Source organism: Clostridium rhizosphaerae, from assembly GCF_016765585.1.
Classification (GTDB): Bacteria; Bacillota; Clostridia; order Clostridiales; family Clostridiaceae; genus Clostridium_AT; species Clostridium_AT rhizosphaerae.
On the sequence record NZ_JAESWC010000007.1, the window covers coordinates 155,716 to 167,617 of the forward strand.

Here is an 11,902-nt window from a genome sequence, read left to right on the forward strand (position 1 = left end):
ATTTAAGCTTCTCAAAAATCCTGATGTTTCTACAGGTTTTTGAGAAGCATAAAGGGCTGATTTACTTTGAAATCTATAAATAGTTTCAAATGAAAGGAAAAAATCATGAATAAACTAAAGAAGCTTACCCCTTTAACAGAAACTAAATTTTTAAGTCTTTATGATGCTGAATATGAAAATAGAAAAGGTGCTGAAAAGCATTGGATCATTGCTTCTAGAAAAAACTTTGATACCCTTAAGGAACAATTTTTCAATAAAAAAGAAGAAAAGATAGATGCTGTTATAATAAATGCAATCCATAAGCCTACTAACAGCCTTGTACTCATTAAACAGTTTAGAATTCCTCTTAACGATTACGTTTATGAGCTGCCTGCAGGACTTTTAGATGCTGATGAAGGCATCGTAGAAGCTGTAAGAAGAGAATTAAGAGAGGAAACTGGCCTTTCACTTATTGAAATCGACAATGCTAAAACCAACCCAAAGGTTTATATATCAGCAGGTATGACTGACGAATCTGTAGCAATGGTTTACTGCAGCTGTGAAGGAAGTATATCAAATAGCTTTTTAGAAGATGATGAGGATATTGAGGCTATTTTGGTTTCCAAAGAAATCGCTAAAGAGCTTTTAAAGCAAAATATAAAAATGGATATTAAAGTTTGGCTGGCTCTTCAAAATTTCATACATAATTAATATTATCTCTCTTGAATAACTGTAAATATATGGTAAAATATTATATATATTCAAGTTCATATAATATTATGATTTACATTTTAGTTACAAAGGAGATAAATTTTATGAAAAAAACATATTTAGCATTAACTTTGATTCTATCTACACAGCTTTTATTTGCTGGCTGCAGCGAAATCAATAATGCAAAAGACAAACTAAATTCACAAACTGCTAAAAACCAGACTTCTCAGCAGACAAAACAGGATGATTCTACTGCTAAAGCAGAAGATACTGCTAAGGATACGGCTTCTGACACAGCTTCTGATACTGCATCTGACAGTACTGATAAAGATAATACTGCTGCTGATTCAAGCTCAGCCAATACCGGCAGCGCTGACAAAACTGATTCTTCATCAGCAAACAATAGCGGTACCAATTCAGCTAAAACAGTTAAGCCTGCCAACTTAACCAAAAAGGATGTCCAAACATATGCTTCAATGACAAAAACAAATTTAATAAAAACTTTTGGAAAAGACTATAAAGCTGATGGAACTGCTTTAGTATTTTCAAATGGATTAGCAATTGCAGGTTTGGATAAGAGCGAAAGTAAGCCAACTTCTATTAAATGTAAAAATGATGTTACCATTATGGGTATAAAAAATGGTATGACATTTGATAAGGTTCAAGCTGTTTTGGGAAAGACTGAGGTTATTCAGACCTATCTAGGCACTAAGACAAATATTGTTTATAAAGTACAATATCCATACGGACAAGGTGTTATAAAAGTTATATCTCCAAGCAAGGATGGAAAGAACTCATATATACAAATTGTGCCTCAATAAATTTGTATAGCAAAACCGCAGACTTTTTGCAGCCTGCGGTTTTAATTTTAGCCCTTATTTTAAATATTTATCAAACCACTGAGTTATTTCTTTAAGTCTTCTTACTCTGTGCTTTGGCTTTCCGCTTCTGCTAAGTTCATGGTTCTCACCTCTGAACATACACATCCTTGCCTCTACTCCATGGTATTTTAATGCTGTGAACATCTGAATACCTTCCACAAGCCAGCATCTGTAGTCTTCCTCTGAATGAAGGAATAGAGTAGGTGTCTTTACTTTATCTGCGTATTTAAGCGGAGAATTATCCCAAAGCTTTTCCTGATTGCTCCAAGGAGTAGCTGAAACCTGATCCTCTGCGAAGAAATAGCCTATATCTGTTGTGCTGTACATAGAAATCCAATTAGATATGCTTCTTTGTGAAGCTGCAGCTTTAAACCTAGCAGTATGTCCTATTATCCAGTTTGTCATAAAGCCTCCATAGGAGCCTCCGGTAACCCCTATTCTTTCACTATCTATAAAGCTGTATCTTCTTAAAACTTCATCAGTAAACTTCATTATATCGTCATAGTCAATAGTTCCATATTTGCCTCTTATATCAGCAAATTCATTTCCTTTTCCGTCACTGCCTCTAGGGTTGCAGAAGAAAACTACATAGCCTTCATTTGCCCAATACTGCATTTCGTGTACAAATACAGTTCCATAAACAGTCTTTGGCCCCCCATGAATATCAAGTATAGCAGGATATTTTTTATTTTCATCAAAGTCAGCAGGTTTTAAAAGCCATCCATCTATGAAGACTCCATGTTCTGTCTCTAATGTTATTTTCTCAAGCTGTCCTACTTTTAACTCCTCATATACCCATCCATTAAAATCAGTAGCCTGCTGCTCAGCATCATCTTCTTTAGAATACAGCTCTTGAAGAGTGCTTTTTCTCATTGCAACATAAAGCATATGTCCATTATTAACACTTATTCCATCAACAGATCCTTCATCAAGCACAAGCTTTTCAATATTTCCGCTTTCATCAATTCTATTTAGAAATGAACTTTCTCCCTCTGTTGTTATGAAGTATAAATAATTATTATCTATCTGCTTAAGAACCGAACCTCCAAACCTGCAGTCAGAGCCTACCGAATTTGTGATTGCAGCATCCAAATCAGGAGTAATGCAGCTTGTTTCCTTTGAATCTAAATCCATTGTGTAAAATTTTTCATTTTCATTAATGCCATAATCCTTCATAGATGAAGCTGTAAAAATTATTTTATTGTTTTTTATAAAATCAGCAAAGTAGTGGCTCATTTCTTCCTTATTAAGCTTTTCCAATCTCTTGCTTGCCATATCATAAACAAAAACATCATTAAAAAGAGGCATTTTATGCTCAATACTATACCCTATAATGACTACTTTAGTTTTATCACTATTCAAATTGAAAGCATCCACATTAAAATTTTCTTCTGTTACAGCTTCTACTTCCTTTGATGATGCATGGTATATGTATAGCCTGTTTCTCTTCTTGCTTACAAAGCCTCCGCCATTTGACCAAAAAGGAATCTCTTCTAAAACTTCATAGTCTTTCTCTTCTTTTCTTGCCTTAAGTTCCTCAGCCTTTTCCTCTTCATTTAATAAACAAAGCTCTCTCTGATTAAAATTATACTCGCAGGTAAACATGAAGGTATCCTTGTCTATAATTTTAAGAGAATTTATATTCCTTGGTATCCTTAAATATTTTACAGCCTCACCGCCATGTATATTTATTTTATAGTACTGAGTAAACTCCTCACCTGAGTCTTTTTTATCTTTATCTTTAGAATCTCTGACAGCAGGAAAAATTATATTTTCATTATCAAGCCATAGAAAACTGTTCTCATTATCAAAACTTGTAAGCCTATAGTTGTTTTTATTATCATTATCAAGAATCCATAAATTTGAGAGATATTTATTTTCCTCTAAGTCTGTTTCATGAACTATGTAACAGGCATGACTTCCATCAGGTGAATGTTTCACTCCTGATAAAAATTTATATTTAGTAAAGTCATCAATTTTAATATTGTTCATTATAGCCCCTCCCCTATAAATTGAGTTATCATTTTGAAAAACCTTAGTTTTATAGAAATATTTTACATCAACTCTTTTTAAATAGCTAGACAAACAATAAACATAGTTATAATAAACATTTTTTTGAAGATACTATATAAAATACATATACTGTGGAGATGATATCTATGATTTTTGCTTTTTTTATACTTGCTTCCTGGCTGTTTATCATATTATTTGCATTAATAAAAAAAAGCTTAACTAAAGAAGAAAATTTTATTGTTTTCTTTTTTATTACTATAGTTGTTATGAACATCTTCACTATAATCACTCTAAATATGAAGCTCATACAAAACAGCAGTATACTTGAGTATTATTTTTGCATCTTACTTCAAAGGAACATAATTATTCCTATCGGACTACTGACTTATATTAATTTATCCTTATTTCAAACAGGATTTAAAAAAATAGTATTTTCACTTCTTACATTTATAATTTTATTTTCTTTTGAACTACTTTCAAAATGGCTTGGCCTAAAGATATATACCGGCTGGAGAATATCCTTTACTGCAATCTTACTACTTATTCTAATTTTATTAACGAAAACCGTTGCAGTTATATTGAAAAAAATTCCTTGAAAGGACGTCTGAAAAATGGATATTATTTATGACAAGCATTTCAATGGAAATGAATGGTACGGTATTATTACTTTTCTTATAGGATTTTTATTAGTATTTAAGCTAAAAAAGAGATTTTCTCTAAAGGAAGCTCTGGTTTATTTCTTTTATTGCGTCTTTATAGGCATGATGGCAGATCATTCTATCGGTGTCCCTCCTTTAGATTATTATGATGTGAATGACCTTTCTAATTATGAGTTCTTTGATTTTTTAACATACTTCATGTTTGGTGCTTACGGATATTTATATGTTTATATTTATGATTATTTTAATATCAAATCAAAATATGCTCCAGTATATATTTTGTTCTGGTCTATTGTCTCTACTATTATGGAACTCTTAGGAGACTACATGGGAGTATTTCATTATAAAAATAACTACAAAATATATTATTCCTTTCCAATTTATTTATTGACATTAGGTCTTCTGAGTTACCTGTATGTATTAATAAATACTAATAAAAAACCACAGTAAAAACTTCTGAAATTTAAATTATTAAATTCAAACTTATTGTTAATTATTATTATATAAACTAAAGCTATGGAGGCTAAAGTCCTTAATGGACTTTAGCGGGTAATTTGCGAGTGGAACGAGCACTCTTAAATTACCCAGTGATCCGAGTTAAAGGAGGAAGTTACTTTGAATGACTTAAGCATAAATTTAAATATTCGATTAATGTATCTATATAAGAAATTTGGAAGAGTTATTTATGCAGCAATCTTTGCTTTAATTTTAGCGGCAACTGTCTACGAAGGCATTGCCAAAAGCCGTTACTTCATCTGGCTTATGTTTTTAGATGTTACTCTTCTTCTAATAGGCCTTTACTTAGAAACAAACTTAATTCATTATACAGAGCTTGGAAGCAGCTATATTGAAGAAAGCAGAAAGGTTGACCGCTATGTTCTTGAAAAACATAATATATACGGTCAAAATTGTTTCATTTTTAAAACTAATAATGAATATATAGTTAAGATATCTGGTGAGACTTATACAAAAAGCTACAAAAAAGATAATGTAGTAATTCAAGAAAGCTCAGTCATTGAAATACCAAAAATAGAAATAACAACAATAACGAAAGTGTCTCAGCCAGCCGATAATGAATATTCCATTTTCGCTGCTAGTCATGAGCGCCATATTACACAATTAGTTAAAATAATTATTAATAATATAACCTCAGATATTGAAAAGTTGTAAAGAGTCTTCCCTCCTCGTTGTTTGTATTAATTAATCAATACAAATCAACTATATTATTGTCCTTTAAATGCTTTTTGAAGTCTCTTTTTATTATTAAAAATTGTTCTAAGTCATTTAAAAATTGATACAGCATTGCTCTGTTTTCAAACTCTTCCCTTGTTTTGGGAAGCTCCATTTCAGTGAAGCTTTCTCTAAGCTCCTGCAAATTTTTCAATAATCCTTCTGCAGAGTTATATTCATGTATTGAATTTGAAAGCCTTAAAGTAAACTCAGCTATCATTTCAGTCTGCTTATAGGAAATAGAGAATCTTTCAAAGTGTCTTCTCATATTTTTTAATGCACTAAGCTGCTGAAATCTCATATCCATATACTTTGCATAATAGCTATTATCAGCAAACAAGGAATTATTTAAAATTCTGTATGCTCTTTGTATACCCTTATTAAGTTTTAATTCCAGTTCATTGAAAAGTTCTTCTTCTTTTATTGATATGGCACATTCCTTTAAAGCCATTGACATATGCAATAACAATTCTCTTATTATATCTTCAATTCGACTAATATCATTTTTTATATCCTTTTCAATACTTGGCATATACATATTTACTAAAAGTGCTACAACTACTCCTATGAGCATTAGCAAAATTTCATTTATTATTAGTGAAATTGATGTAGTTTTCTCTACAAGCAGATGAGTTACAAGCACTGAACTAACTACAATACCATCATTTAATTTAAACTTTGCTGCTAATGGTATAAAAACAAGAATAAAAATGCCAAATACATATGCACTGTAGCCAAATATATTAAATAAAGTCGAAGATATAAACAAAGCTAATAAACAGGCTCCCATTCTTTGAAGAGCTATCTTCACAGACTGCCTTTTAGTACTTTGTACACTTAAGATAACTATAACTCCTGCAGCTGTGCCATATTTTAATCCAATAGCAGCTGCTATTAGCATTGCAATAGCAGACCCTAACGCAGTTTTTATAGTTCTATAACCAATAAAATTCATAAGTCACCCCCATTAGATAAATTATATTAGTTATTATATTATAATTTCGAAGTAAATTTAACAATAAAATTTTCTTAATAAAAATTAATAAGGACTGTATCTGAAATAATTACATTTCAGGTACAGTCCTTATTAATTTCAAATTACTTTAACTTAATTGGTTGAGCTGCTGACTTCGGTAGTATTCGTAACAGTATTGCTATCACTTGTTGCACTGGTACCTGTTTGATTCTGAACTGGTGATGTTGAATCTACAGGTGCTGGAGCAACAGCCATATTCGCAATAGCTAATAACTCATCTAAATCTGCATTTAATTTATTCAGGGCATCTAGTCTAGCTTGAAGCCTTGAAATAACTTTATCTAAAGAAGATAATGCATTATTAAAATCCTGCTTGTTAACCTTATCCTGTGTATCAGAAACTTCCTTTGATATCTCAGAAGTAGCTTTTACTGAATCAGTATCAGATTTTATATTTTGTGATTTTAAAAGAAGTTCATCAAGCATGTCTTGTGGGAGTGTTTTCTTCCCTGCTTGAATATCATTAATGATTGATGTTAACGACTCAGTCTTTGCTTCAATCTGATGTCTTACTGATATAGTTTGTTTTCTAAGCTGATTCATAGTATCGTGCTTTGCTTTCATCTGTGTTTTAAAAGCTTCTATTTCCTGTTTCTTTGCATCCTTTTTTACTTCATTTGCTTGTTTTTGTACAGCACCTTTGTTTTCATTTTCTACTTTAGAAGTTTCTTTATCCTCATGAGTTGACGGAGCTTGTCCTTTATCTTTGCTTATAATTTGCTGCAGGCCTTTTCCTGCGTTACTATTTGAGTTGCTGTTTGGATTACCCTTTGCAAAAGCTGCAGTTGGCATTAAAATTAACGCTGACATTACTACTGCTATTAATTTTTTATTACTCATATTTTTTCCTCCTTTTAGTCGGAACACTGAGTAATTTAAAACTCTCGCTCCGCTCAAAAATTACTCGTAAAAGTCCATTTAGGACTTTTACCTCCTTTTAGTCGGAAGCACTGAGCAATTAAAGATTACTCGCTTCCGCTCGCGAATTGCTCGTTGAAGTCCATTTAGGACTTCAACATCCTCGTTATTTTATTTAATTTAAATTAATATCTTTTACATCCTCAAGAGATTTTAAGGAATCTTTTATATTATTTATTACTGGCATTACTTTAGAATTGATTTGAGATTTTTGTGATTGATTCAGTTTCGGTACTGTACCAGGTTGTACAGGCTTTAAATTATTTTGTATACTATCCGTTTTATTACTGCCGGCTTCGGATACATCTGAATTTTCTCTGTTACCTGTTGCTGTATTACTAGATATACTCCCTGATGTCTGTTCCTGGCTCACTGGTGAAACAGCACTTTTATTTGTATCTTGAATATTTTTACCTTGACACCCTGTAAAAATAAGTGCTGATAATAGTACCGCTGCAGCGATTTTGTTTTTCATTCCAGCTACCTCCTTTAATTTTCATTATTATTTACGTTTCAAATATTTAGTTTTGGGGGGCATGTTTAAAATATTCTTAATTTAATTAATTGATTGATAAATAAATTCAAATTGTTTCATATATCATTAAGTTTTAATTTTCGTAAACTCCTTCTTTCCGCTTTTATTAGTTAAATTATCGGATAAAAATCTGATTAATAAAGAGGAAATATATAGAATTCATCTTATAATATCAACTGTTACCTCTCTTTATATATTGACATCCATAATAAGTAAATATATAATAAAATTTCTTGTGTAATTAATTTGTAAAGGTGGGATAAAATGATTGAAGTTAAAAACCTAACCAAAAGCTTTAAGGTAGCCAAACGGAACTCTGGAGTTGCTGCTGCTGTAAAATCTTTATTCAAGCCCGAATTTACAAGAGTTGAAGCTCTAAAAGACATCTCCTTTAATATTGATGAAGGAGAAATTGTAGGCTATATTGGTCCTAACGGCGCTGGTAAGTCTACTACTATTAAGATAATAAGCGGCATTTTGGTTCCTGACAGTGGACAATGCAGCATACTTGGCAATACTCCTTGGAAAAATCGAGTTGCTCATGTAAAAAATATTGGTGTAGTTTTTGGACAAAGGTCTCAGCTTTGGTGGGATGTTCCCGTAATAGACTCTTATAATCTTCTTAAAGACATTTATAAAATCCCGCAGATTACTTTCAAAGATAATCTTGAATTATTAACATCTACTTTAGATTTATCCACATTATTAAACACTCCTGTGCGCCAGCTAAGTCTAGGTCAAAGAATGCGCTGTGAAATCGGTGCTTCCCTGCTTCATAACCCCAAAATACTTTTTCTTGATGAACCGACTATAGGCCTTGATGCCGTTTCAAAGCTTGCCGTAAGAAACTTTGTTAAAACAATAAATAAAGAAAAAAAGGTAACTGTTATACTAACAACTCATGATATGAGTGACATAGAAGCTTTAGCAGAAAGAATAATTCTTATAGGTAAAGGTGAAAAGCTTTTAGACGGAAGCCTCACAGAACTTAAAAACAGATTCTCCACCCATAAAACCCTTACTGTTGACTTTGCAGAAAGCACTGAAGACATAAATATTGAAGGCACAACTATCCTGTCCAGATCAAAGGAAAACCTCTCTCTATCAGTTGATTTAGAAAAGATTAAAGTATCAGAGGTTATAGGTATGCTTTCAAACAAATTGGACATACTTGATGTTTCGGTCGACAGCAGACCTATAGAAGAAATTATAGTTGAGCTTTATAAGGAGTACGAGATATGAGAGCATATTACTCTTTATTCAAAATGAGACTTTTAAAAGGTCTTCAATATAGAATAGCTGCACTTGCCGGCGTTTTAACTCAATTTTTCTGGGGTTTTATGTATATTATGATATTTGAAGCTTTTTATAAAAGCACTTCATCTGTTCAGCCAATATCCCTAAGAGAACTTATTCAGGTTTTATGGCTGCAGCAAAGCTTTCTAGCCTTAATTATGCTTTGGTTTAGAGATACAGAGCTTATTAATCTTATTACAAGTGGAAATATAGCCTATGAGCTTGTAAGACCTTCAGACCTATACAGCTTTTGGTATGCAAAACTTATTGCTCAAAGACTGTCTTCAGCCTTGCTAAGATGTTTTCCCATACTTATTGTAGCAATACTCTTACCTTACCCATATAACTTTACACTACCTCCAAACCTTGCAGCCTTTGTATTGTTTATCATTACTCTAACTCTTGGAATAATATTAATTGTTGCAATTTCAATGCTTATTTATATATCCATATTTTATACCATGTCTGGAGTAGGCTCATTATTAATCTTTGGTGTGCTCGGTGAATTTTTTTCAGGACTGCTAATTCCAGTTCCTCTTATGCCCAATTTTTTAAAAAATATAGTCTATATGCTTCCTTTTCGATATACTTCAGACCTTCCATTTAGAGTTTATGCAGGAAATATAGGTACTAAGGAAGCTTTAATAAGTATTGGTGTTCAGCTTTTGTGGATAATTATAATAATAATTGGCGGAAGGCTTTGGATGAATAAAGCATTAAAAAAAATTGTTGTACAGGGGGGGTAAAGCCCTAAATGGGCTTTAACGGGCATCTGGCGAGTGAGAACGAGCATGCTAAGATGCCCCGGACTGAAGCCCTAAATGGGCTTCAACGAGTATCTTGCGAGTGAAACCGAGTATGCTAAGGTACTCAGAGCAAAAGTCAAAAGGAGTTGATTACTATGAGATTATACATTAGGTATATGTCCATACTTTTTAAAAGCCAAATGGAGTACAGAACCTCATTCATTTTACTTTCTATAGGACAGTTTTTCGTTCCTTTCTTAGTTTTTGTATCTATATTATTATTTTTTCAAAGATTTCCAAGCATAGGTGGATGGTCCTTGTATGAAGTTGCATTATGCTATTCGATAATTCACATAGCCTTTTCCATAAGCGAGTGCTTTGCAAGAGGCTTTGATTCTTTTTCTTCACTTATAATAAACGGAGATTTTGACAGAGTACTAGTAAGACCTAGAAACAGCATACTTCAAGTGCTAGGTTCAAAATTTGAATTTACTAGAATAGGAAGGCTCTTTCAAAGCTTTATAGTTTTAGTTTTTTCACTTGCAAATCTTACAATTGCTTGGAATTCTACTAAGATTATAACCTTGATATTAATGATATTAAGTGGAGTATTTATTTTTGCCGGTATTTATATGCTTGGAGCTACATTGTGCTTTTGGACTATTGAAGGTCTTGAAGTGATTAATATATTTACAGACGGCGGACGTGAAATATCACAATATCCTCTCAGCATATATAAGGAGTGGGTTAGAAAATTTTTCACCTTCGTTATTCCCTTTGGAACAGTAAATTATCTTCCTCTTATGTTTATTTTAGATAAGGTACAAGGTAATAGAACTATGTATATGTTAACTCCTCTATTTGGCCTTCTATTTATAATTCCATGCATAGTTATTTGGAACTTTGGTGTAAGACATTATAAATCAACAGGGTCATAAAAATGAGCAGTTCTTGAAGAACTGCTCATTCTTAACTACCGCTCTGTTTATTTTCTGTATCTTTATCCTTGTCTTTAATCTCTATAAGATGACTAAAATCCGTTAATTCTTTACGCTTACCGCCGCTATTTTTTCTTCCCATTCTATCACCTCTTTGCTAGCATTCACTATACACTTATGTTTTATTCTTTATTTGCAAAAACAAAAACCCTATAGGAAACCTATAGGGTATTAACAAACAATTTATTATCTTCTAAATCCTCTGTTATTGTTGTTTTGTTGCTTTCTTGCTCTTCTGCAATCAGCACATCTCTGAGGCTCATTATCAAAGCCCTTTTCTTTATAGAAAGCCTGCTCATTTTCAGTAAATAAGAACTCTTTTGAACAATCTTTACATACTATTGTTTTATCTGCCATTTCAACATTCCTCCTTTTTTATTATTTAAGATTAAAAATAGACCAACAAGTATATTCTTTTAAAAAAAGAGGATATGCTTCTTATCATATTAAATCTCAATACTAGACATTTACCAATCTCTAGTGCTCAATCAGAATAACATACATATAAATATAATGCAACATATTTGTTTTGGTTTATAAAACCTCCTCTTCCACATTAAAAGTTTATTACCATAATAACATCATTGTGCTCAAAGTTTAATCATGTTATTATTAGTTCATCGGGAAACAAAGTCGTGCTAAACGGGGAGCTAGCGGTGCCCTGTAGCCTGCAATCCGCTACAGCAGGGTTGAATCCCCCGTATAGGCTTTAATTTGTCAGGTCAGTGTAGTCAAACTGGTGCTGATAACTTGGTCCCATGCAGCAGAAAGTCATAAACTCCGTCAGGTTCGGAAGAAAGCAGCGGTAAGTGAATTTTTCTGTGTGCCGTGGAGCAACCTGGTTTGAGCTAGTTTAACTGCAAACGCTGGTAGATTAATTGTCAACACGGGGTGCACGGT

General features: G+C 32.4%; 13 protein-coding genes and 1 other RNA gene. 9 read left to right on the top strand and 5 right to left on the bottom strand.

The window, feature by feature from the left end:
* Positions 1 to 105: 105 nt before the first annotated feature.
* Both JK636_RS12610 and JK636_RS12615 read left to right on the top strand, forming a co-directional pair.
* Positions 106 to 690, top strand: a complete 585-nt coding sequence (locus tag JK636_RS12610; protein WP_202749364.1) for an NUDIX hydrolase — start codon at positions 106 to 108, stop codon at positions 688 to 690.
* A 104-nt stretch (positions 691 to 794) separates the two neighbouring features.
* Positions 795 to 1,511, top strand: a complete 717-nt coding sequence (locus JK636_RS12615; protein WP_202749365.1) for a RodZ family helix-turn-helix domain-containing protein — start codon at positions 795 to 797, stop codon at positions 1,509 to 1,511.
* A 54-nt stretch (positions 1,512 to 1,565) separates the two neighbouring features.
* Here JK636_RS12615 and JK636_RS12620 read toward each other — a convergent pair whose 3' ends face one another.
* Positions 1,566 to 3,563, bottom strand: a complete 1,998-nt coding sequence (locus JK636_RS12620; protein ID WP_202749366.1) for an alpha/beta hydrolase family protein — start codon at positions 3,561 to 3,563, stop codon at positions 1,566 to 1,568.
* 167 nt (positions 3,564 to 3,730) lie between these two features.
* Here JK636_RS12620 and JK636_RS12625 point away from each other — a divergent pair, with 167 nt between their 5' ends.
* The 3 genes from JK636_RS12625 to JK636_RS12635 all read left to right on the top strand — a co-directional run bounded on the left by JK636_RS12625 (position 3,731) and on the right by JK636_RS12635 (position 5,413).
* Positions 3,731 to 4,180, top strand: a complete 450-nt coding sequence (locus JK636_RS12625; protein WP_202749367.1) for a hypothetical protein — start codon at positions 3,731 to 3,733, stop codon at positions 4,178 to 4,180.
* 15 nt (positions 4,181 to 4,195) lie between these two features.
* A complete protein-coding gene (locus JK636_RS12630; RefSeq protein ID WP_202749368.1) occupies positions 4,196 to 4,693 on the top strand; it encodes a hypothetical protein in 498 nt (165 codons plus the stop codon).
* 165 nt (positions 4,694 to 4,858) lie between these two features.
* The gene (locus JK636_RS12635) at positions 4,859 to 5,413 is read left to right on the top strand and encodes a hypothetical protein (protein WP_202749369.1); all 555 of its coding nucleotides are present in this window, start codon (positions 4,859 to 4,861) and stop codon (positions 5,411 to 5,413) included.
* A 34-nt stretch (positions 5,414 to 5,447) separates the two neighbouring features.
* Here the strand turns inward: JK636_RS12635 and JK636_RS12640 are convergent, their stop codons facing one another.
* The 3 genes from JK636_RS12640 to JK636_RS12650 form a co-directional block, all read right to left on the bottom strand.
* Positions 5,448 to 6,428 (bottom strand): aromatic acid exporter family protein, encoded by a 981-nt coding sequence (locus JK636_RS12640; protein WP_202749370.1) that lies wholly within the window; start codon positions 6,426 to 6,428, stop codon positions 5,448 to 5,450.
* A 153-nt stretch (positions 6,429 to 6,581) separates the two neighbouring features.
* Positions 6,582 to 7,349, bottom strand: a complete 768-nt coding sequence (locus JK636_RS12645; RefSeq protein WP_202749371.1) for a hypothetical protein — start codon at positions 7,347 to 7,349, stop codon at positions 6,582 to 6,584.
* A 193-nt stretch (positions 7,350 to 7,542) separates the two neighbouring features.
* A complete protein-coding gene (locus tag JK636_RS12650) occupies positions 7,543 to 7,902 on the bottom strand; it encodes a hypothetical protein (RefSeq protein ID WP_202749372.1) in 360 nt (119 codons plus the stop codon).
* 324 nt (positions 7,903 to 8,226) lie between these two features.
* On the opposite strand from JK636_RS12650, the gene JK636_RS12655 reads away from it, so the two are divergent.
* From JK636_RS12655 to JK636_RS12665, 3 genes are all read left to right on the top strand, one after another.
* Positions 8,227 to 9,204 (top strand): ABC transporter ATP-binding protein, encoded by a 978-nt coding sequence (locus tag JK636_RS12655; RefSeq protein ID WP_202749373.1) that lies wholly within the window; start codon positions 8,227 to 8,229, stop codon positions 9,202 to 9,204.
* Entirely contained in the window at positions 9,201 to 10,004 is an 804-nt protein-coding gene (locus JK636_RS12660; protein WP_202749374.1) for an ABC transporter permease, read from the top strand. The genes JK636_RS12655 and JK636_RS12660 overlap by 4 nt, the downstream gene beginning before the upstream one ends.
* Positions 10,005 to 10,159: 155 nt before the next feature.
* Complete coding sequence (locus JK636_RS12665) at positions 10,160 to 10,942, top strand: ABC transporter permease (protein ID WP_202749375.1); 783 nt, start codon at positions 10,160 to 10,162, stop codon at positions 10,940 to 10,942.
* A 246-nt stretch (positions 10,943 to 11,188) separates the two neighbouring features.
* Here the strand turns inward: JK636_RS12665 and JK636_RS12670 are convergent, their stop codons facing one another.
* The gene (locus JK636_RS12670; RefSeq protein ID WP_202749376.1) at positions 11,189 to 11,359 is read right to left on the bottom strand and encodes a zinc-ribbon domain-containing protein; all 171 of its coding nucleotides are present in this window, start codon (positions 11,357 to 11,359) and stop codon (positions 11,189 to 11,191) included.
* A gap of 276 nt (positions 11,360 to 11,635) precedes the next feature.
* Here JK636_RS12670 and ffs point away from each other — a divergent pair.
* Positions 11,636 to 11,901, top strand: an RNA gene (gene ffs, locus JK636_RS12675) — signal recognition particle sRNA large type.
* Position 11,902 lies beyond the last annotated feature (1 nt).

Excerpts from the sequence above, each read along its gene's own strand:
- JK636_RS12610 (WP_202749364.1), top strand. The coding sequence starts at position 106 with ATGAATAAACTAAAGAAGCTTACCCCTTTAACAGAAACTAAATTTTTA.
- JK636_RS12615 (WP_202749365.1), top strand. The coding sequence starts at position 795 with ATGAAAAAAACATATTTAGCATTAACTTTGATTCTATCTACACAGCTT.
- JK636_RS12620 (WP_202749366.1), bottom strand. The coding sequence starts at position 3,563 with ATGAACAATATTAAAATTGATGACTTTACTAAATATAAATTTTTATCA.
- JK636_RS12625 (WP_202749367.1), top strand. The coding sequence starts at position 3,731 with ATGATTTTTGCTTTTTTTATACTTGCTTCCTGGCTGTTTATCATATTA.
- JK636_RS12630 (WP_202749368.1), top strand. The coding sequence starts at position 4,196 with ATGGATATTATTTATGACAAGCATTTCAATGGAAATGAATGGTACGGT.
- JK636_RS12640 (WP_202749370.1), bottom strand. The coding sequence starts at position 6,428 with ATGAATTTTATTGGTTATAGAACTATAAAAACTGCGTTAGGGTCTGCT.
- JK636_RS12645 (WP_202749371.1), bottom strand. The coding sequence starts at position 7,349 with ATGAGTAATAAAAAATTAATAGCAGTAGTAATGTCAGCGTTAATTTTA.
- JK636_RS12650 (WP_202749372.1), bottom strand. The coding sequence starts at position 7,902 with ATGAAAAACAAAATCGCTGCAGCGGTACTATTATCAGCACTTATTTTT.
- JK636_RS12655 (WP_202749373.1), top strand. The coding sequence starts at position 8,227 with ATGATTGAAGTTAAAAACCTAACCAAAAGCTTTAAGGTAGCCAAACGG.
- JK636_RS12660 (WP_202749374.1), top strand. The coding sequence starts at position 9,201 with ATGAGAGCATATTACTCTTTATTCAAAATGAGACTTTTAAAAGGTCTT.
- JK636_RS12665 (WP_202749375.1), top strand. The coding sequence starts at position 10,160 with ATGAGATTATACATTAGGTATATGTCCATACTTTTTAAAAGCCAAATG.
- JK636_RS12670 (WP_202749376.1), bottom strand. The coding sequence starts at position 11,359 with ATGGCAGATAAAACAATAGTATGTAAAGATTGTTCAAAAGAGTTCTTA.